The sequence below is a fragment of the Ruegeria sp. AG7 genome, assembly GCF_056541545.1.
This window is the reverse complement of the sequence record NZ_JBQFYP010000016.1, coordinates 39,655-60,323: the sequence shown is the minus strand read 5'-3', so window position 1 is coordinate 60,323 and position 20,669 is coordinate 39,655. Positions and strand designations below refer to the sequence as shown.

Sequence of the window (20,669 nt, the reverse complement as noted above, 5' to 3'; positions counted from 1 at the left end):
ACGATATCAGGCGAGGTTTCCCTCGCCTGATTTTTTTCTTAGGCTACCAGATCGAACCGGTCATTGTTCATGATCTTGGTCCAGGCCGCTACGAAGTCGCGCACGAACTTCTGGGCATTATCGTCCTGGGCATAGACCTCGGCGTAGCCACGCAGGATCGAGTTCGAGCCGAAGACCAGATCCGCGCTGGTTGCGGTGAACCTGACGTCACCCGAGGCACGATCACGCAGCTCATATGTGCCGCCGTCAACCGGGTGCCAGCTGAGCGACATATCCGTCAGGTTGACGAAGAAGTCGGTGGTCAACTGACCCACGCGATCCGTGAAGACCCCATGCTCTGATCCACCGTGATTGGCACCCAGCACACGCAGGCCACCAACCAGAACCGTCATCTCGGCTGCGGTCAGACCCAGCAGTTGCGCGCGGTCCAGCATCATCGCCTCGGGGGATACCGCGTATTCCTTCAGCTGCCAGTTTCTAAACCCGTCCGCCAGCGGCTCCAGCACCGAGAAGCTGACGGCATCGGTCTGCTCGTCCGTTGCGTCGCCGCGACCAGCCGAGAACGGAACCGTCATGTCAAAACCTGCGGCTTTGATCGACTGTTCCAGACCGACGTTGCCCGCCAGAACGATCACGTCTGCAATCGAGGCCCCGGTTTCCGCTGCAATCGGCTCCAGCACGCCCAGCACTTTTGCCAGACGCTCGGGCTCATTCCCTGCCCAGTCTTTCTGTGGTGCCAGACGGATACGCGCACCATTTGCGCCGCCGCGTTTGTCCGAACCACGGAAGGTACGGGCGCTGTCCCATGCTGTGGTGATCATCTCGACCGCGGTCAAACCGCTGTCGGCGATCTTTGCCTTGACGGCACCGACGTCATACGCGGTCGAACCCGCAGGGACCGGGTCCTGCCAGATCAGCTCTTCTGACGGGACGTTTGGGCCATAGTAGTTGACGCGTGGCCCCATATCGCGGTGGGTCAGCTTGAACCAAGCGCGGGCAAAGGTGTCGGCAAAGTAATCCGGGTCGGCCATGAACTTCTGACAGATCGCATTGTAAATCGGATCGATCTTCATTGCCATGTCCGCATCGGTCATGACCGGCATTCGCCGAACCGAAGGGTCGGTCGGGTCGACCGGCTTTTCATCTTCCGGCATGTCGATAGGCTGCCACTGTTGTGCACCCGCGGGCGATTTACCCAATTTCCACTCATATCCGAACAGGTAATCGAAAAAGCCCATGTCGAATTTGGTCGGGTTTTTCGTCCACGCACCCTCGATACCAGAGGTGAATGCGTTGGTTGCCTTGCCGTTCTGATCGGGGTTGTTCCAACCCAAGCCTTGGCCGGAGACCGGGCAGGCTTCGGGCTCGGCACCGATATGATCGCCTGCCATCGCACCATGGGCTTTGCCGACTGTGTGACCACCGCAGGTCAGCGCCGCCGTCTCTTCGTCATTCATCGCCATACGGGCAAAGGTTTCGCGGATGTGCAGAGCAGTTCTTGCAGGATCTGGATTGCCGTTCACACCTTCGGGGTTCACATAGATCAGGCCCATGTGCACCGCGCCCAGCGGGTTTTCCAGCGTGCCGGGGGTTTCCAGATCGCCATAGCGGTTCTCGGACGGAGCCAGCCACTGGTTTTCCGAACCCCAGTAGACGTCTTTTTCCGGGCCCCAGATATCTTCGCGGCCAAAGCCAAAGCCAAAGGTCTTCAGACCCATGGCTTCGTAGGCAACCGTTCCCGACAGAACAATCAGGTCTGCCCAGGACAGCGCATTGCCGTATTTCTTTTTCACCGGCCAGAGCAGACGGCGCGCTTTATCAAGGCTGGCATTATCCGGCCACGAGTTCAGCGGTGCAAAACGGATGTTGCCCGAGCCTGCGCCACCACGACCATCCCCCAGACGGTACGACCCGGCAGAGTGCCACGCCAGTCGGATCATCAGGCCGCCATAGTGGCCCCAATCGGCCGGCCACCAGTCCTGACTGTCGGTCAGCAACGCTTCGACGTCAGCACGAACAGCGTTGAAATCCAGCCCTTTGACTGCCTCGCGGTGGTTGTAATCCGCGTCCATCGGGTTGGTGCGGGTGTCGTGCTGGCTCAGAATGTCCAGGTTCAGCGCATCCGGCCACCATTTGGTGACAGAGTTGCCCGTGCCCGTGTTCCCGCCATGCAAGACTGGGCAGCCGCCGGATTGGTGATTGTGGGGATTACCGTCCATTGTAAATCTCCTGAGTATTTACCGAGGGGTTCAGATGTCTTGACTCGTACCTTACGGTTTCGATAATTGGAAATTTGTAATTACTATCGTTGCAATTAATTTTTCCTATGAAGTCACTCACACTTAAACACCTGCGCTACTTCGAAGCGCTTGCCACCCACGGCCACTTTGGCAAAGCCGCGGCGGCCAGCGCGATATCGCAACCCGCGCTTTCCATACAAATCAAAGAGCTGGAGGCCATCATGGGTGGCCCCTTGGTCGAACGCGCAGCGCGCGAGACGCGCCTGACCGCGCTTGGCGAAGATGTCCTAAAACATGGCCGCGAAATCCTGACGCGGGTCGAAGATTTGGGGAATCTTGTGCAATCTTCCGCTGGTCCCTTGTCGGGTCGCATCAGAATCGGGGTCATCCCCACGGTCGCGCCTTACTTGCTGCCATCAATCATCAAGGCACTGTCGCAACGATTCCCACAGCTGACGATCGAGCCCAAAGAGACCATCACCCAAACCCTGATCGGCGAAATTTTGGACTCAAGACTGGATTTTGCCGTTGTCGCTTTGCCAGTATCGGAGCCCAGCCTTCGGGAATTTTCGTTGTTTAACGAAGACTTTCTGCTGGTTCGCCCGGCGCGGGACGCCGGGTTGCCAATGCCAAGTTCGTCACAGCTCAGAACGATGCGGCTGTTGTTGCTGGAAGAAGGGCATTGTTTCAGAGATCAGGCGCTTTCCTTCTGTTCGATCCGCAATATCGAACCGCAGCACATTATGGAGGGCAGTTCTCTGTCCACACTGGTACAGATGGTCGGGGCGGGCATCGGTGTGACGCTGATACCGGAAATGGCCGTGGGGCTGGAAACCCGGTCTGCCGACGTGTCCATCGCCCGCTTTCAGGACACCCCACCAACCCGAACCATCGGCCTGATCTGGCGAAAGACCAACCCGCTGGGTGAAAACCTGCTGAAAATCGGTGCAATTATTCGCAAAACCGCCGAGGAAAACGCGGGAGGCCTAGGGCACGCTGACCCGGAACCAAACGGCTGATCACAATCCGCTTTGGTGATTTGCGCGGCAATTAACCGGAAAACACATCATAAGCCTTCAACGCTTTGGCGCTGTAAGCATAAGACGGCCCGCCGCCCATTTAGGTCGCCATCGCCAAGGCCTCGCACATCTCGTCTCGGGTTGCACCCAGCCGGACAAGGGAACGCACGTGAAACCCTATGCAGCTGTCGCAGCGGGTCGCAATGGCGATGCCAAGGGCCATAAATTCCTTGGTCTTCTCACTTAATGCGCCATTGGTCTTGGCGGCCTTGCCCATGATGCCAAAGCCGCGCACGGTTTCGGGCACTTCCTTCGAAAAAGTTCCGATATTGGCCTCGGTCTCGGCCATGAAAGCTTTCCAGTCCATATCCATTCTCCTTATCCGCGCTCGTCCGCGCCCATGCGACGCTCCAGCCAGCGTACACCCGCACTGATGATCAGAACCAGGATCAGGTATTCAAAGACCAGCAGGGTATATATTTCCAGCGGGCGGTATTCCGTGACCACTAACTCATTCGCGCGCCGGGTCAGTTCCTGCATCCCGATGACGCTGGCGAATGCGCTCATCTTGACGATGTAGATGAACTGGTTTGCCAAGGGCGGCAGAATGCGCCGGATTGCCTGCGGCAGGATCACATAACGCATGGTCTGCACGTAGTTCAGCCCGATGGTCTGCGCCGCTTCGCTTTGACCTCGCGCAATGGATTGAATGCCTGCGCGGTAAATCTCGGCAGTGAAGGCGCTGTCAGAAATCGCCAATGTGATGATCGCACCCCAAAAGGGATCGATGGGGACATTCATGCCCATAGACTTGAACACGATGGGCAAGCCATAAAAGACCCAGAACAGCATTGGCAGCAGGGGAATGGCGCGAATAAATTCAACGTAAACACGGTTAACCAGCCGCCAGCCGCGTTTCTCGGACAATCCCGGCAGGGCCACCAACAATCCGATGACGATCGAAATCGCCGCTGCGATCAGTGAAATCTGGATCGTTGCCCCCATCCCCGAGATCAGAAATTTCACATTGATCCAGCCCGATGCAGTGGTCGGGTCGATCACATACCAACCCCAGGTCTGGGAAGACGAACAGCCTGCCAGCAGCAGCAAAGGTACAATTAGTAGAAGTTTTTTCATCAGCCCTCTCAGTGCTGCAGTATCTGAGACAGGAATTTGCGACAGCGGTCAGACTGAGGGTTGGTGAAGAAATGTTCCGGCTTGCCTTCTTCGACGATTTCACCAGCATCCATGAAGATCATTTTGTCAGCCACTTTCCGGGCAAACCCCATCTCGTGGGTCACGACCACCATGGTCATGCCCTCATTCGCCAGTTCAACCATAACTTCCAACACTTCCGAGATCATCTCGGGGTCCAGCGCCGACGTGGGTTCATCGAACAACAGCACGCGCGATTCCATGCATAAGGATCGTGCAATCGCCACACGTTGCTGCTGACCGCCGGACAACTGCATGGGCTTTTTGTCCGCCTGATCGGGAATATGTACACGATCCAGATAATGGCGCGCTTTTTCCTCCGCGTCCTTCCGGCTCAGGCCGCGCGCTTTGATCGGACCCAAAGTCAGGTTTTCCAAAACGGTCAAATGCGGAAACAGATTGAATTGCTGGAAGACCATCCCGACATCGGACCGGATGGTTGCCGTTGACTTCGCGTCATCCGCCAGGTCAACCCCATCTATCCGAATGATCCCTTTCTGGTGTTTTTCCAACCGGTTGATACATCGAACGACGGTGGACTTGCCTGACCCCGAAGGCCCGCAAATCACCACCTTTTCGCCGCTGCTGACCGTCAGGTTGATGTCCTTGAGAACGTGAAATGTGTCATACCACTTATTCACGCCCACAAGCTCGATTGCGGCGCCTGCCATAAGCTGAACTGCCCCCGTTTTTGCCCCATAGTAATATTTTCTTGAGGTTATCTTTCCCTTTGGACTGAAATCAATGAGGATTGCAATCACAAGGTCGTAACGCCACCAACGGGAGATACCTATGAGCGTTTTTTGGAAAGCCGCGGCGGCTGCCGTGTTGGGGCTTGTATTGTCAGGTTCCGCACAGGCGCAATCTGCGCTGAACGAGATTCTGGATTCCGGCGTGCTCAAGGTTGGCACCACAGGTGACTGGAACCCTATGACACTGCGCGACCCGGCAACCAACAGCTACAAAGGGTACGACATCGACATTATGAATGCACTGGCCGCCGATCTTGGCGTTGAGGTCGAATTTGTCCCCACCGACTGGAAAACACTGGTGAATGGTGTGGTCGCGGGCAAGTACCACCTGACCGGGTCGGCATCGATTTCACCACCGCGCATGAAAGTTGCGGGTTTTTCCGACAGCTATATCTCGGTGGAACTCTTCCCCTACACCACCAAGGAAAAGGCCGACAAATTCGACGGATATGACTCGATCAATCAACCCGGAGTTAAGGTCGCGACGACTTTGGGCACCACGTTTGAAAAACGGGTCCGCGAGTGGTTCCCTGACGCCGAGATCAAGGTGGTCGAGGCCCCAGCCCGCGGTTTTCAGGAAGTTATCGCCGGTCGTGCTGATGTGTTCATCACGTCGAACATCGAAGGATCGACACTAGAGGAGAAATTTCCAGTAGAGCGCGTGAAAAACGCTGGCCCCCGATCACCTTCGCCGATTGCAATGATCCTGCCACAAGGCGACCAGATCTGGATAAATTATGTTAACAACTGGATCGAAGTGAAAAAAGCGGAAGGCTTCTTTGAAGCAAACCGCGATAAATGGGGGCTCTGACGCCTTCAAGGACGTGCGGATACTCTAACGCCCGGTCCTATGGCCCGGGTGTTTTCGTTGGTCATCTGGTTTTTCAGAAAAGAGGATGCAGACACGCAACCTGATGGATTTCATCATCCAGTTCAGGCAATGTTTGCCTGCACTGGTCAGTCGCGAGCCAGCATCGTTGCGCAAAAGCGCACCCTTTCGGGATGTTCATGGGTGACGGCAACTCGCCTTCCAGCTTGATCCGCTCTTTCCGGGCATCCGGGTCGGCACGGGGCGTCGTGGACAGCAACGCCTTGGAGTACGGATGTCGGGGAGCAGCGAACAGCTGCTCTTTCGGACCTTTTTCGACCGCGCGCCCCAGATACATGACAATCACGTCGTCGGCGAAATGCCGGACAACTGACAAGTCATGTGAAATGAACAGGTAGGCCAAGTTCAGCCGTTCCTGAAGATCGACCAGCAGGTTCAAGATCTGCGATTGAATCGACACATCCAGTGCCGAGACAGGTTCATCCAGAACCAGCACCTTGGGGTCCAGCATAAGCGCCCGCGCAATGGCGATCCGCTGGCGCTGCCCACCCGAGAACATATGCGGATAGCGGTCATAATGTTCCGGGCGCAGGCCCACCATCTCGATCATCTTGCGTGCCTGCATTTCACGGTCGGCGGCCGTCATCTGAGGCCGGTTGATGATCAGCGGTTCCTGCAGGATCTGGCCGATGCGCTGACGCGGATTCAACGAGCTATAGGGATCCTGAAAGACGATCTGCACCGTCTCTCGCATCTTGCTCCATTGCGAAGGGGTAATTTCGACCCCGTTTATCGTCAGGCTGCCCGAGGTTGGTTCTTCGATCATTGTGATCAGTCTGGCCAGCGTAGACTTGCCACAGCCTGACTCTCCGACAATGGCCAATGTTTTTCCCGGTTGCAGGTCGAAATCCACCCCCGACAGCGCCTTTACGGTTGCGGGTTTGGACAGCAACCCGCCTTTGACCGTGTAAAACCGGGCCAGGGCGTTGGCCTGAACGATAGGTGTGGTCATACCAGCTCTCCGGCGGCAATCTTTTCAACATAGTGACAGCGCGCTTTGCCAAATGCCTCGGCATGAGGGGTCGGCGGGGTCTGAGCGCAGGTCGCATCGGCAAAGCGGCACCGTGGGCTGAAAAGGCATCCTTTTGGCCGGTCGAATTGCCCCGGGACAACACCTGGAATCGTCGGCAGAATCTTGGACGTTGCCCGCTCCGGCAAAGCACTTAGCAGGGCCGTGGTATAGGGATGACGCGGCGTTCGAAACAAATCCCTGACAGGCTGTTCTTCAACCTTTTGCCCGGCATATTGCACCTGAACCCGCTCGGCGGTTTCCGCCACGACACCCATGTCATGGGTGATCAGAACCAGACCCATGCCATGCTCATTACGCAACCGGATCAACAGATCCAGAATCTGCGCCTGAATGGTCACGTCCAGCGCCGTGGTCGGTTCATCCGCGATCAGCAGCTTGGGGTTGCAGGCAATGGCCATCGCGATCACAACCCGTTGGTTCATGCCCCCTGACATCTGATGCGGAAAGGAATTCAGGCGGCTTTCAGGCGCGGGAATGCCAACCTGATCGAACAATTCGACCGCACGCTCGTGACGCTCTTTTCGGTTCAGGCCAAGGTGGATGCGCAATGCCTCTTTGATCTGAAACCCGACAGTAAAACAGGGGTTCAGCGAGGACATCGGTTCCTGAAAGATCATCGCCATGTCCTTACCAATGATCTTGCGCCGTTCGCGGGCCGAGATACCGGACAGGTCACGGCCCTCAAAGCTCATCTCATCAGCGGTGATCGTGGCGGTCCAGGGCAGCAAGCCCATCAGTGCCAGCATCGACACGGACTTGCCCGAACCGCTTTCGCCGACGATGGCCAGCAATTCGCCTTTGTCGACCGACAGATCGACACCGTCCACGGCGCGGAAACTACCCGAAGATGTGGCGAACTCAACAGTCAGATTACGGATCTGCAAAAGGCTCATGCGATCAGCTCCGTTTCAGTTTCGGGTCCAGCGCATCCCGCAACCCGTCACCCATCAGATTGATGGCAAGCACGGTGACCAGAATCGCGAGACCGGGGAAGGTTACAACCCACCATGCGCGCAGGATGAACTCGCGCGCTTCAGCCAGCATGGTGCCCCATTCTGGTGTGGGGGGCTGCGCGCCCATGCCCAGAAACCCAAGGGCCGCCGCGTCCAGAATGGCAGTCGAAAAAGACAGGGCCGCCTGAACGATGATTGGCGCCAGACAGTTGGGCAATACCGTGATGAACATCAGCCGCGACTTGCCAGCACCGGCCACACGAGCCGAGGTCACATAGTCTTTCTGCCGTTCCGCCAGAACCGACGCGCGGGTCAGGCGCACGTAATGCGGTTGAAATACGATGGCGATAGCAATCATCGCATTGGTCAGTGATGGGCCCAGAATGGCGACCAGAACAAGGGCGAGCAGCAGAGACGGGAAAGCCAGGACGATGTCCATCACCCGCATAATCAACGTATCAACCCATTTGGGCGCAAAACCCGACAGAAGGCCGACCATTACGCCGCCCGTTACGGCAACACAGACCACAACGATCCCCACAAAGAAGGAATAGCGTGAACCCATGATCAGCCGCGACAGCATATCCCTGCCCAATGGATCGGTGCCCAACGGGAAGGCCCAGCTTCCGCCTTCCTGCCAGACAGGGGGTTGCAGGATATGGTCCCGGAACTGTTCGGTCGGATCATAGGGGGCCAACAAAGGGGCAAAGGCCGCACAGAACACAAAGGCGGCAAAAACCCACAACCCGATCACGGCACCGCGGTTTTCGCTGAAATAGTACCAGAACTCTCGCAGTGCGCTGGGACGATTTTCGGCCATTGGTTGGTTCGACGAAAGCTCGGTCATCATCGTCTCCGGATTTTGGGGTTGATGATGCCGTACAAAACATCGACCAGCAGGTTCACCAGCATCACGATCACCGCGATCATCAGCAAACCCCCTTGCACCACCGGGTAATCCCTGCGGAAAATACTGTCGACCATCCACTTGCCGATGCCCGGCCAGCTGAAGATGGTTTCAGTAAGAATTGCCCCCGCCAGCAACGTACCAACCGACAACCCGATCACCGTGACAACCGGTATCAGCGCGTTACGTAGCGCATGCAGCCCGTTTACCCGGGTCGGCGACAACCCTTTGGCACGCGCGGTGCGGATGTAATCCTCGCCCAGAACCTCCAGCATCGCCGACCGGGTCTGACGCGCGATCACGGCCAGCGGAATAGTACCCAGCACAATCGTCGGAAGGATCAGATGACGAACGGCCGACCCGAATGCGCCTTCCTGCCCGGACAAAAGACTGTCGATCAGCATAAAGCCAGTGACACTTGGGAAGTAATAAAGCAGGTCGATCCGGCCGGACACCGGTGTCCAGCCAAGATTGCCCGAAAACACGATAATCAGCAGCAGCGCCCACCAGAAGATGGGCATCGAATATCCGACCAATGCCGAAGACATCAGTGCCCTGTCAAAAAACTTCCCCCGGTTTACCGCCGCAATCACACCGGCAGGCAGACCCAATGCGATGGCGAAGATCATGGCGCAGAGCGAAAGTTCCATTGTCGCGGGGAACAGCGAAAAGAACTCCTCCCAGACCGGTTTTTTGGTGACAAAGCTTTCGCCGAGATCGCCCTGCAAAACTCCGGCAAGGTATTCCCAGTATTGCTGCAACACCGGTTTGTCGAAACCCAGCTTTTCTACCATTTCCTGGTAGCGTTCTTCAGTCATACCGCGCTCGCCGGCCATAACGATGATCGGATCACCCGGTAGCACCCGGATAAACATGAATGAAATCAACGTCACGCCCAGAAAGGTCGGGACGAACAGGCCAATGCGGGTGAGTAAGTAACCAAACATCAGCGACCTATGATTGTAAGCTCTTTGGGGAAATGGGTCAGCGACCGGCAGCCATCCTCAGTGACAAGCACATCATCTTCGATGCGAACGCCAAAACTTTCGAGCGCATACAGACCTGGTTCATTCGTCCAGACCATACCCGGCAGGATTTTCTGATGATTCCCACGCATGATATAAGGTGCCTCATGCACATCCCGACCCAACCCGTGACCCGTTTTGGTGCGAATACGATCCGCAAATGGCGAGGCCTCGAGCACGCTTATGACCGCATCGTCGATGTCATGGGCCGTTACACCCGGGCGGCAGGCTTCGAACCCGGCTTTGTTGGCGCGCAGAACGGCATCGTAGACTTCCCTGCCCTCGTCTGACACGTCCTGAACAAAGAAGGTTCGCGTAATATCGGCGGCGAAACCATCTTTGCGGGCACCGAAATCGAACAGTAACGCGTCGCCTGCCCTGATCTGGTAGTCGTTGCGCGCTTTCCCATGCGGCCGTGCCGAATTGTCGCCAGCCACCACGATGGGCGAAAACGCCAGTGACTCGGCCCCTTCTGCAAACAGCGCCTGTATCAGGGCTTGCTCGATCTGTTTTTCGGTCTGGCCGACACGCACATCTGCAACCACACGACCCAGAGCACGTTCCGAGATATCGATGGCCGCCTGCATCGCAGCAATGTCTTCATCGGTCTTGATTATGCGCAGGCCCGAGATTTCGTGTTCACCGTCGACGATCCGTAAGTCCGGCAAAGCACGGGTAAACGCCGCAGAGACGAAAACCCGCATCACCTGACCTTCCACCGCAAGCGAGCGGATCGGCATTTGTGCGGCCAATGCGGTAAACGCATCGTCATAACCGGTCTGATCGCGCCAATCGAAAACAGCGCCCTCGAACCCGACAAGATCCCATGAGGCCAGTTCCAGATTGGGCACAATCGCCGCGGCCTGTCCCTCAGGCGGGACAACGACCACGAAGGGCCGTTCGTGGCTCATGAAAGCTTTTCCCAAAGCGCGGGTGAAATTCGGGCCAGGTACAAGAGCAACAGCGTCGACTGACATGTCCCGTGCCAGTTGACGATATTCAGACAGATCCGGCATTCAGGCCGACCTCCTCAATAAGAAAGCCGGAGCCGCCAAACAGGCGGCTCCGGTGAGTGAGTGGTGGCTTACTCGACGCTCACACCATAGAAGATGTGGCCGCCCAGCGGGTGCACTTTGTAGCCTTGCACCTTGTTGCTCATCGGCATGAATACAACCGAGTGAGCAATGGTTGCCCATGGGGCCTGCTCTTTAAACACGACCTGAGCTTCTTCATACAGTTTGGTCCGCTCGGCCTGATCGGTGCTTTGCTTGGCTTTCAGGATCAGATCCTCGAACGGCTGGTGGCACCATTGCGCGCGGTTCGATGCTTCGACACCGTCACAGCCCAGCAGAACGGCTAGGAAGTTGTCCGGATCGCCGTTATCCCCGGTCCAGCCCAGCAGAACAGCACCGTCGCGGTTCAGTTCTTTCGAGCGTGACAGGTATTCGCCCCATTCGTACGAGACGATTTCGACGCCCACACCAACCTTGGCAAAATCGGCCTGAATCAGCTCGGCCATGCGGCGGGCATTAGGGTTATAGGGGCGCTGAACCGGCATCGCCCAGACCTTCATCGACAGGTCCGAGACGCCTTCGGCCTCAAGCATGGCCTTGGCCGCTTCGGGATCATATGGATCGTCCGCGATGGCGTCGTTATAGCCCCACATGGTTGGCGGGATCGGGTTCTTGGCAGCCTGGCCCGAGCCCTGGAAAACCACGTCGATGATCGCCTGCTTGTCGATCGCCATGTTCAACGCCTTGCGAACCTTGGGGTTGTCGAACGGCGCCATCGTGGTGTTGTAGGCAAGATACCCGACGTTCAGCCCTTCCTGCTCCATCATGTTGATGTCTGCATCATCCTTCATCGCCTGAATGTCAGCCGGGTTCGGGTAAGGCATCACATGGCACTCGCCAGCTTTCAGCTTCTGGTAGCGAACAGACGCGTCCGGCGTAATGGCAAAGATCAGGTTTTCGACCTGCGCCGGTTCCTTCCAATAATCGCCATTGGCGGCATAGCGGATCACCGCGTCTTTCTGGTAGGCCACGAACGAGAAAGGCCCGGTCCCGATGGGTGCGGTATTCAGTTTCTCAGGCGTGCCGGCAGCCATCATGGCATCGCCATATTCGGCTGACATGATCGATGCAAAATCCATCGCCATATTCGCAACAAAAGGTGCCTCTGGCTTGGACAGGGTGAACTTCACCGTGTAGTCATCAATCTTTTCGATAGAAGAGACCAGATCCGGCATCCCCATACCCTGGAAGTATTCCCACGTGCCGCCAGACACTTGGTTATAGGGGTGGTTCTCGTCCTTTTGGCGCATGAACGAGAAGATTACGTCATCGGCGTTGAAATCGCGGGTCGGGGTGAATTCATCATTCGAATGGAATTTGACACCCTGGCGCAGCTTGAAGGTGTATTCCAGGCCATCATCACTGGCCTCGACACTTTCAGCCAGGCCGGGGATCACGTTGGTTGTACCGGTTTCGAATTCCAGCAACCGGTTATAAATAGGATGCGACGAGGCATCAAAGGTTGTTCCTGCGGTAAACAGTGCAGGGTCAAACCCCTCGGGTGAACCTTCGGAACAATACACCAGGGTATTCGCCTGTGCCACGGCACCCGACAGGGCTATTGCCGTGGTTGCGGCCAGAAGATTGAGTTTCATGATTTTCTCCCAGAAATGGACTTGGCAAGACAATCGCATGGCTCTTTGTCGTCAGAGCGTTCAGTGACAATACAGGTCGTTGCGATATCCCTGACAAATGTATCCAAAATACAAAACCTGTTGTCAACCGGCTCTGTCACTGACTTTCGTGAATGATGCCCCGTTGACAGGGTGTGTCATGAACCTGACAGCGCCCTGCCCCTAGGAAATCGCGAAGGGCGACACTAACATTTCACAGGTTCCGGCAGTTTGGCCACAGATATCGACTCTCGTTGACCCAAAGTCATTTTGGTAAGAATGGATAGCTATCTCTGACCGGTAGCTGAGGAAGTATCCTTGCGCATATCGCGAATGCAATCGTAACCCAGCCAGAATAAGACTGTCAGTGTGACCAGAAATACGTAAGGAAGCAGCGAGATATGCATAACCAACACGCCATAGAACATGGCGGCGTATGCGGCGATTTGGACTATCACCAACACACCCCACGCAACCATTCCCCAAAGATTGCGCGCATTCCCCTGACCGGTCGAGTTGCGCAGGCTCTGACACTCTGACTCGTCCACCACGGGGGACGCGGCACGCGTTGAATTGAGAGTGCTGTTGGTGTCGAGCGCGCTGGATCGACATGTATCGAAACAAGGGGCCGCCTCTCGACAGGCGGGCACAGTGTGTAACATTGGTTGAGTCCTTGGACATCTGGGGTTTGGCAGCGAGCCTTCACTGTGCCTCAGGACAACTACCTCCCGCACCATGCCACCCACGAAATCAGGCGCCACCGTTGCCATCTTGCAATCATATCCAGCGGAGAAATGCCGATCCTCGCTCTGGCGCAGCATAAAACCGCACACATAGCCGAGAGACCCGTGAATACCGCGATCAGATGAGGTCTGAAGAGCTATTTCGTGACCCTCGGTGACTCATGGCTTTTGGCGCGGTTCCGGAAGCGCGCTATCCGCCGAACAGGGACCTTCGCGTGCTTCCAGCGCTCTATTCTACGGCGTCCTTCGATGCTGAGTGCGACTACTCTGTTCCCATACCGGGATCGTCCCATCAGATAATCCATTGGTTTCTAACAGGAGTCGCGGTTCAGGTATCGCTCACAAGTTCATTTGTGTACAAATTGGTAAGATTGCGCTCAAGTACATGTCAGATTCAGCCTCCGAGGATGCCATGCCAATTGAACACGCCCCCTTCAGCCAGGCGGAATATGACCGTAGGATCGCCAGGACCCGAAGCGCTATGGAAAAAGCGGGGTTAGAGCTGCTGTTTGTCACCGACCCTTCGAACCAGGCTTGGCTGACTGGCTATGATGGTTGGTCCTTTTATGTGCATCAGGGCGTATTGCTCGGCATGGAAGGTGAGCCGATTTGGTGGGGACGCCAGATGGATGCATTGGGTGGGTTGCGCACTTGCTGGATGTCCAAGGACAACATTCGCGGCTATGCAGACCACTACGTTCAATCAACCGTACGCCATCCCATGCAGGATCTGGCAGGCCACATTCGCGCGCTCGGGCTGGGTACAACCCGCATCGGCGTTGAGATGGAGAACTATTACTATTCCGCAAAGGCACACGAGGTTTTGGGCACGGAATTGCCCGAAGCGACGCTGGTGGATGCGACGGCACTGGTAAACTGGCAGCGTCTAATCAAGTCGGAAGAAGAAATTGTCTTTATTCGCAAGGCGGCCCGGATTTCGGAAAAAGTAATCCAAACGGCCATTGATCGCGCTGCAGTGGGAGTGCGCAAGAACGACCTTGTCGCAGATATCTTTCATGCCGGGATTACCGGGGTTGAGGATGATTGGGGGGATTACCCAGCCATTGTCCCTTTGACACCCTCAGGGCTGGATGCCACAGCCGCGCACCTGACATGGAATGGCGCACCGATGAAGAAGGGTGAAGCAACATTTTTCGAACTGTCAGGCTGCTATCGGCGCTACCACGCTCCGCTTTGCCGCACGGTTTATCTTGGCACTCCGCCGCCGGAAATGCGGGACGCGGAACACGCACAGATCGAAGGGGTAGCTGCGGGTCTAGAGGCTGCCCGGGCTGGCAATCGGACCAGCGACATTGCAAACGCTTTTCTTAAGGTTCTTGCCCGTCACGGAATCGAACGGGAGGGGCGCATGGGATACCCTATCGGTTTGAGCTATCCGCCAGATTGGGGCGAACGGACAGCGTCGATCCGCGCCGAAGACGAGACCATTCTGCAACCGGGCATGGTTTTCCATTTCATGCCTGCGTTGTGGATGGACAGCTGGGGCCTTGAGACCACGGAAACCATTCTTATCACTGAAAACGGCCCCGCCGAAGCCCTATGCAATATCGAGCGAAAGCTCTTTGTGAAAGACTAAGCCTTGAGCACCCTCGAAGACGCCAAGACCCTGCTGGGCGAACTGATCAGCTTCCCCACGGTTTCGTCAGACAGTAACCTGGACATGATCAAGCACCTCGCGGACCGGTTGAGCGATTGCGGTGCAGAGGTGGAAATATGGCATGACGAAACCGGCACCAAAGCCAATCTTTTTGCCTCATTGGGCCCCAAGCGCGACGGTGGTATCGTCCTATCAGGCCATTCCGATGTGGTGCCTGTTACGGATCAGGACTGGTCCTCGGACCCATTCGTGATGGAGGAGCGGGACGGCAAGTGGTTTGGTCGCGGCACCTGCGATATGAAAGGGTTTATCGCGGCGGCAGTCGTCATGGCCCCGTATTACGCAAAGCTGGATCTTCAGCGCCCATTGCATTTCGCCTTTACATATGATGAAGAAATCGGCTGTTTTGGCGCGCAGGCTTTGGCCAAGACCCTGCGGAAGAAAGCGATCAAACCCGCTGTGGTCATCATTGGCGAGCCCACCTCGATGCGCATCATCGAGGGCCATAAGGGCTGCTATGAATATACAGCGCATTTTACCGGGTTCGAAGGCCATGGCTCGGCCCCCGAGCGCGGTGTAAACGCCGTCGAATACGCGGTGCAATACGTCTCGAAACTGTTGACGCTGAAGGCTGATTTGCAAGGGAGAGCACCGGCAAACAGCCCGTTCGACCCACCATGGACGACAATAAATACCGGTACGTTGGTGGGCGGGGTGGCCCATAATGTGATCCCCGGTAAGGCGCGGGTCGATTGGGAGATGCGACCAGTGCAAAAGGCGGATGCGGATTACGTCAAAGACGAACTGCACCGGTTTTGCGCGCAAACCCTGATCCCGGCAATGCAGGCTATTCACCCCGATGCTGGTATCAAGACCGAAATTATCGGTGAGGTCGACGGGCTAGAACCAATGGACGACAACGAGGCGCGTGACCTTGTGATGGAACTGACAGGGGCAAACGGAGCCGACGTTGTACCCTTCGGTACCGAGGCCGGGATATTCCAGCAGTTGGGGATGAACGTCGTTGTCTGCGGTCCCGGATCAATCGATCAGGCGCATAAACCGGATGAATACGTCTCGGTCGAACAGATGGCCCAGTGCCTTGATATGCTTCGGCGGTTATCTTCGAAGCTGGAGTAGATGATGACCTTGGTCCGCGCGGTATCGATATTCTGGCTGGGTGCACCGGTCTGTTCGTGCTGTTCTGGGCGGGTGGCTACAGTTTTGCCAAGATGGGGCTGCCCTATGTGGAACCGATGACCATGCTTGCGATCCGTTATGGTCTGGCTGTTCTGTGTCTTCTGCCGCTGCTGGCGGTGTTCCGCCCTGCCCTGCCGCGTGATCACTCGAAATGACCCGGTACCGGCTAGCACAGTGCAATACTCATTCTTTTTTGTCGTGATATTTCCCATCACCATGACCAGCGAAACGATAGAAACCACCTGAACCGAGATCACAACCGTCAGGAAAGCGCATTCACATAGCTTTTGATCGTCGACCGGCATCCGTGCTGCCAGATCCGTGGCAACCAGCGTGTGAAGGATTCTGCGAACTGCGTTTCACGGCCAGTACTTCCGTACAGGTTTGCTACCTCAAGCCACTTTTCGGGCCGTCCCCTGGCGGCAAGGGCCGCACTCTGCAATTCGCTCCAGATGGGATCATTGGACGCAATCTCTGATCCATCCTCACGCAGACCGGCGCACATACGGCACCAGAAAGCTTCAACCAGCGCCAGCCCAGTAACAGATGTACCCGAGGCCAGAGCATCGCGAATGGACGGAAGCAAGAAACCGGGGTGGCGTGCAGACCCATCAAAGGCCACGCGTCGCGTGGTATCGTGAATAGCCGTATTCGAAAATCTGCGTTTAACCAGATCCAGATACTGTTCCGGTGTCATCCTAGGAACCGCACTGGCATGAGGAAGAATTTCTTCGGTCTGGACTTTCAGGAAGAATGCCGAAATTTCCCGGTCGTTCATGCAGTCCGAGATTGTGGGGATGTTCAGAACCTCGCCCACATTCGCCAGAATCTGGTGCCCGCCATTCAGAATACGCAGTTTCAGTGTTTCATATGCGTGTACGTCCTTGGTGATCGTAACGCCGACATTCTCCAACATTGGCCGCCCGGCGCAGAAATCATCCTCAATCACCCATTGGCGGAAATTCTCGTGTGACACCGGAACGCAGTCTTCAATTCCTAGGGCTCGAGCCTGCGACCGAACTTGATCAGAGGTGGCGGGAACAATGCAATCCACCATTGAATTCGGAAACGCCCCGTTCTGATCGATCCAATCCGCAAGATCAGGGTCCGTCCGGCGCGCCAGTTCAACAACACAGTTGCGCAAGATAGTACCGTTGCCCTGAAGGTTGTCACAACTTAATGCCGTAAAGGGCAGATGCCCGGCGGCACGGCGGTTGCCAAGTGCCGCCACAATGGCACCAAAGACCGTGCGAGGCTGTTGCGGGTTTTGCACGTCGTGTCGAATATCATCGTGATCCACGTCGAAAACACCCGACTTGGCATCCAGAAAATAGCCACCTTCCGTTACGGTAAGGGACACGATCCGAATGGCGGGATCGGACATTTTCCGGATCAGAGGCGCATTTTCGGGTTCAATGGGCAGATAGTCCATCAACGGACCGATGACTTCGGCCGAAACACCGGACGGGTCAAGCTCGATCAAAGTTGTCAGACAGTCCTGCCCAATCAGCTTTTCGCGCATGTCCGCGTCATAAGCCCGAACGCCCGCCCCGATGATCGCCCAGTCCAGGGCCTGCCCTTTTTGCATCAGCCTGTGGATGTACCACGCCTGATGCGCACGGTGAAAATTCCCAAGCCCAATATGAACAATTCCAGGGGTCAGGTCTTCACGCCGGTATCCGGGTATTTTGACATCCGCAGGAAGCGATCCGAGGCGTTCGAGGCACAGCTCTACCGGTGTTATGTCCGCCAAAGGGGTCATCAGCTCATCCAGTTTCCGCCATCGACATTGTAAGTCTGGGCCACGATGTATTCCGCTTCATCAGACGCCAAAAACACCGCCATCCCGGTTAAATCCTCGGCCCGTCCCATACGGCCGAACGGTACCGCTGATGCAACTTCACGCTTCTTCTGCCCCGGTTTTTTATTTTCGTACTTCGCAAAGAAGGCGTCGACGCCGTCCCAATGCTCTCCATCAACAACACCGGGTGAGATCGCATTCACATTTATCCCGTGAGCGATCAGATTGAGCCCCGCTGACTGCGTCAAAGATATTACGGCAGCCTTGCTGGCGCAGTAAACGGCGACCAAAGGTTCGCCACGCCGACCAGCCTGTGAGGCCAGATTTATGATCCGGCCTTTGACATTGGCGTCGATCATGTGCCGCGCAACGGTCTGCATTGTAAACAAGGTGCCCGAAACATTGATATCAAAAACGCGCTGGTAATCGGAGCGGTCGATTTCGATGATTGGCGCTGCTGAGAAAACGGCAGCATTGTTGATCAGAATGTCAATCTGGCCGAACTGATCCACTGCGCGCGCAACAGCAATGTCGATGCTGTCCTGATCAACAACATTCATTTCGACCGCCATTGCAGCGTCACCGATTTCCGAGGCTGCGGATTGCGCCCGCGCGAAATCTATGTCGGCAATGGCCACACGCGCACCTTCGGCGACGTAAGCTTTTGCGAAGGCCAGCCCGATTCCACGCGCAGCACCAGTGATAAGCGCGGTTTTTCCGTCCAGTCGCTTCATTCGATCCGCAGCCCTTGCGCGTCAAAACGATGAAGCACGTCGGCACGTGGTGTCAGGTAGATGCGGTCGCCATGCCTAAATCCAACCTCTCCGTCTGCTCGCACCGTGATTGTTTCCGCCAGACCGGTTTCATGTATGTGGAAAAACGTATCTGATCCAAGATGCTCGGACACGCCTACAACACCGCTCCAGGTTCCGTCGCTCTCGGACACAGCAATATGTTCGGGGCGGATGCCGATTGTATGTGCGCCGTGTTTTGCAGCTTCTTCGCCTTCGATAAAGTTCATCCTGGGCGAACCGATGAACCCGGCGACAAAAAGGTTTCGTGGCGTACGATACAGGTCCAGCGGGCTTCCGACCTGCTCGATCACACCAGCCTGAAGCACGACGATCTTGTCGGCCATCGTCATTGCTTCAACCTGATCATGGGTCACATAGATCATGGTGGTCGCCAGCCGTTCGTGCAACTCGCTGATCTCCAACCGCATGCCAACGCGCAGCGCAGCGTCCAGGTTGGACAGCGGCTCATCGAACAAGAACGCTGCGGGTTCACGGACAATGGCACGCCCGATAGCGACGCGCTGACGCTGGCCACCGGACAGCTGGCCGGGGCGGCGATCCAGATAGTCGGTCAGGTTCAGAACCTGCGCGGCCCCTTTCACACGTTTGTCGATTTCGGCCTGATCCAGTTTTGCCATGCGCAAGGGAAAGGCGATGTTCTTGCGAACGGACATGTGCGGATACAAGGCATAGGACTGGAACACCATCGCCAGACCGCGTTTTGCGGGTGGTACGTTTGTCGCGTCGGCCCCGTCAATGTCGATGGAACCTGACGTGATGTCCTCCAACCCCGCAATCAGACGCAGCAAAGTGGACTTGCCGCAACCCGATGGCCCGACGAACACCGTGAACTCTCCGTCTTCGATGGTCAGATCCAGTGGCGGGATAACCTGCACGTCGCCAAAGCTTTTGGTCACGGACCTGAGTTGAATACGTCCCATGATAAGTTTTCCTTATTTCACAGCGCCAAAAGTCAGGCCGCGGACAAGTTGTTTCTGGCTAAACCAGCCAAGGATCAGGATCGGTGCAATCGCCATTGTCGAAGCCGCGCTGAGCTTGGCAAAGAACAGGCCCTCGGGGCTGGAATAGCTGGCGATAAATGCGGTCAGCGGGGCCGCGTCAACGGCTGTCAGGTTGAGGGTCCAGAACGCCTCGTTCCAGGCAAGAATGAAGTTCAGCAAAACAGTCGAAGCGATGCCCGGTACAGCCATGGGTGTCAGGATGTGCAGGATTTCCTCTTTCAGTGTCGCCCCGTCCATCCGTGCGGCTTCAAGGATTTCACCGGGAATTTCACGGAAGTAGGTGTAGAGCATCCAGACGATGATCGGCAAGTTGATCAGCATCAACACGACGACCAGTCCACCTCGTGTATCAAGCAGCCCCAGACGGATGAACAGCAGGTAGATCGGGTAAAGGACACCGACTGCCGGCAACATCTTGGTAGAGAGCATCCAAAGCAGAATGTCCTTTGTTCGTTTCGAAGGAACGAACGCCATTGCCCATGCTGCCGGTACGGCAATGATCACACCCAACAGGGTTGACCCACCTGCAATGATGACCGAGTTCCAAAGGAAACGCATGTAATTCGAGCGTTCCTGTACGACAGCATAGTTCTCAAGCGTCCAGTCAAAGTTCAGGAACAGTGGCGGGCTCGCAATGGCCTGCGCTTCGGTTTTGAAGCTGGTCAGGATCGTCCAGAGGATCGGGAAAAAGATCAGCAGACCGACGGCCCAAGCCAGGGCTGTGTTCAGCGACTTGCGTTGGATTGTGACGGAGCGGGCCATGGTTTTATCT

Annotated in this window: 20 protein-coding genes; 5 read left to right on the top strand and 15 right to left on the bottom strand. The window is 56.3% G+C overall.

Annotated elements, in window-relative coordinates:
• Positions 1–38: 38 nt before the first annotated feature.
• Entirely contained in the window at positions 39–2,219 is a 2,181-nt protein-coding gene (katG, locus tag ACR0BF_RS17365; protein ID WP_480625408.1) for a catalase/peroxidase HPI, read from the bottom strand.
• A gap of 107 nt (positions 2,220–2,326) precedes the next feature.
• On the opposite strand from katG, the gene ACR0BF_RS17360 reads away from it, so the two are divergent.
• A complete protein-coding gene (locus ACR0BF_RS17360; RefSeq protein ID WP_480625407.1) occupies positions 2,327–3,259 on the top strand; it encodes a hydrogen peroxide-inducible genes activator in 933 nt (310 codons plus the stop codon).
• 100 nt (positions 3,260–3,359) lie between these two features.
• Here ACR0BF_RS17360 and ACR0BF_RS17355 read toward each other — a convergent pair whose 3' ends face one another.
• The 3 genes from ACR0BF_RS17355 to ACR0BF_RS17345 are packed head-to-tail and all read right to left on the bottom strand — an operon-like array spanning position 3,360 to position 5,145.
• A complete protein-coding gene (locus ACR0BF_RS17355; RefSeq protein WP_480625406.1) occupies positions 3,360–3,626 on the bottom strand; it encodes a carboxymuconolactone decarboxylase family protein in 267 nt (88 codons plus the stop codon).
• 11 nt (positions 3,627–3,637) lie between these two features.
• A complete protein-coding gene (locus tag ACR0BF_RS17350) occupies positions 3,638–4,396 on the bottom strand; it encodes an amino acid ABC transporter permease (RefSeq protein WP_480625405.1) in 759 nt (252 codons plus the stop codon).
• Positions 4,397–4,404: 8 nt separating this feature from the next.
• Positions 4,405–5,145: an amino acid ABC transporter ATP-binding protein gene (locus tag ACR0BF_RS17345; protein ID WP_480484650.1), complete on the bottom strand. Its 741-nt coding sequence runs from the start codon at positions 5,143–5,145 to the stop codon at positions 4,405–4,407.
• A gap of 121 nt (positions 5,146–5,266) precedes the next feature.
• On the opposite strand from ACR0BF_RS17345, the gene ACR0BF_RS17340 reads away from it, so the two are divergent.
• Positions 5,267–6,037: a transporter substrate-binding domain-containing protein gene (locus ACR0BF_RS17340; RefSeq protein ID WP_480520836.1), complete on the top strand. Its 771-nt coding sequence runs from the start codon at positions 5,267–5,269 to the stop codon at positions 6,035–6,037.
• 73 nt (positions 6,038–6,110) lie between these two features.
• Here ACR0BF_RS17340 and ACR0BF_RS17335 read toward each other — a convergent pair whose 3' ends face one another.
• The 7 genes from ACR0BF_RS17335 to ACR0BF_RS17305 all read right to left on the bottom strand — a co-directional run bounded on the left by ACR0BF_RS17335 (position 6,111) and on the right by ACR0BF_RS17305 (position 13,381).
• Positions 6,111–7,067 (bottom strand): dipeptide ABC transporter ATP-binding protein, encoded by a 957-nt coding sequence (locus ACR0BF_RS17335; protein ID WP_480520838.1) that lies wholly within the window; start codon positions 7,065–7,067, stop codon positions 6,111–6,113.
• The gene (locus tag ACR0BF_RS17330; protein ID WP_480488833.1) at positions 7,064–8,041 is read right to left on the bottom strand and encodes an ABC transporter ATP-binding protein; all 978 of its coding nucleotides are present in this window, start codon (positions 8,039–8,041) and stop codon (positions 7,064–7,066) included. Before ACR0BF_RS17330 ends, ACR0BF_RS17335 begins: the two co-directional genes overlap by 4 nt.
• A gap of 4 nt (positions 8,042–8,045) precedes the next feature.
• The gene (locus ACR0BF_RS17325) at positions 8,046–8,948 is read right to left on the bottom strand and encodes an ABC transporter permease subunit (RefSeq protein WP_480625404.1); all 903 of its coding nucleotides are present in this window, start codon (positions 8,946–8,948) and stop codon (positions 8,046–8,048) included.
• The gene (locus ACR0BF_RS17320; RefSeq protein ID WP_480477613.1) at positions 8,948–9,955 is read right to left on the bottom strand and encodes an ABC transporter permease subunit; all 1,008 of its coding nucleotides are present in this window, start codon (positions 9,953–9,955) and stop codon (positions 8,948–8,950) included. The genes ACR0BF_RS17325 and ACR0BF_RS17320 overlap by 1 nt, the downstream gene beginning before the upstream one ends.
• On the bottom strand, positions 9,955–11,049 hold the full coding sequence (locus tag ACR0BF_RS17315) for a M24 family metallopeptidase (RefSeq protein WP_480625403.1): 1,095 nt from the start codon (positions 11,047–11,049) through the stop codon (positions 9,955–9,957). Before ACR0BF_RS17315 ends, ACR0BF_RS17320 begins: the two co-directional genes overlap by 1 nt.
• 68 nt (positions 11,050–11,117) lie before the next feature.
• Positions 11,118–12,701, bottom strand: a complete 1,584-nt coding sequence (locus tag ACR0BF_RS17310; protein ID WP_480495867.1) for an ABC transporter substrate-binding protein — start codon at positions 12,699–12,701, stop codon at positions 11,118–11,120.
• Positions 12,702–13,006: 305 nt separating this feature from the next.
• On the bottom strand, positions 13,007–13,381 hold the full coding sequence (locus ACR0BF_RS17305) for a hypothetical protein (protein ID WP_480625402.1): 375 nt from the start codon (positions 13,379–13,381) through the stop codon (positions 13,007–13,009).
• A 466-nt stretch (positions 13,382–13,847) separates the two neighbouring features.
• On the opposite strand from ACR0BF_RS17305, the gene ACR0BF_RS17300 reads away from it, so the two are divergent.
• Genes ACR0BF_RS17300 through ACR0BF_RS17290 form a run of 3 tightly spaced genes read left to right on the top strand, consistent with a single transcriptional unit; the run spans position 13,848 to position 16,435 of the window.
• The gene (locus tag ACR0BF_RS17300; protein WP_480625401.1) at positions 13,848–15,059 is read left to right on the top strand and encodes a M24 family metallopeptidase; all 1,212 of its coding nucleotides are present in this window, start codon (positions 13,848–13,850) and stop codon (positions 15,057–15,059) included.
• Positions 15,060–15,062: 3 nt separating this feature from the next.
• Positions 15,063–16,220 carry an acetylornithine deacetylase gene (gene argE / locus ACR0BF_RS17295; RefSeq protein WP_480520846.1) on the top strand — a complete coding sequence of 386 codons (1,158 nt, stop codon included), beginning with the start codon at positions 15,063–15,065 and terminating at the stop codon, positions 16,218–16,220.
• 56 nt (positions 16,221–16,276) lie between these two features.
• Positions 16,277–16,435, top strand: a complete 159-nt coding sequence (locus ACR0BF_RS17290) for an EamA family transporter (RefSeq protein WP_480477623.1) — start codon at positions 16,277–16,279, stop codon at positions 16,433–16,435.
• Positions 16,436–16,542: 107 nt separating this feature from the next.
• Here ACR0BF_RS17290 and ACR0BF_RS17285 read toward each other — a convergent pair whose 3' ends face one another.
• Genes ACR0BF_RS17285 through ACR0BF_RS17270 form a run of 4 tightly spaced genes read right to left on the bottom strand, consistent with a single transcriptional unit; the run spans position 16,543 to position 20,659 of the window.
• Positions 16,543–18,042 (bottom strand): mannitol dehydrogenase family protein, encoded by a 1,500-nt coding sequence (locus ACR0BF_RS17285; RefSeq protein WP_480607258.1) that lies wholly within the window; start codon positions 18,040–18,042, stop codon positions 16,543–16,545.
• The gene (locus tag ACR0BF_RS17280) at positions 18,042–18,815 is read right to left on the bottom strand and encodes an L-iditol 2-dehydrogenase (RefSeq protein ID WP_480520850.1); all 774 of its coding nucleotides are present in this window, start codon (positions 18,813–18,815) and stop codon (positions 18,042–18,044) included. Before ACR0BF_RS17280 ends, ACR0BF_RS17285 begins: the two co-directional genes overlap by 1 nt.
• Positions 18,812–19,816, bottom strand: a complete 1,005-nt coding sequence (locus ACR0BF_RS17275; RefSeq protein WP_480607256.1) for an ABC transporter ATP-binding protein — start codon at positions 19,814–19,816, stop codon at positions 18,812–18,814. Before ACR0BF_RS17275 ends, ACR0BF_RS17280 begins: the two co-directional genes overlap by 4 nt.
• A gap of 12 nt (positions 19,817–19,828) precedes the next feature.
• Entirely contained in the window at positions 19,829–20,659 is an 831-nt protein-coding gene (locus tag ACR0BF_RS17270) for a carbohydrate ABC transporter permease (RefSeq protein ID WP_480477631.1), read from the bottom strand.
• Positions 20,660–20,669: the final 10 nt, after the last annotated feature.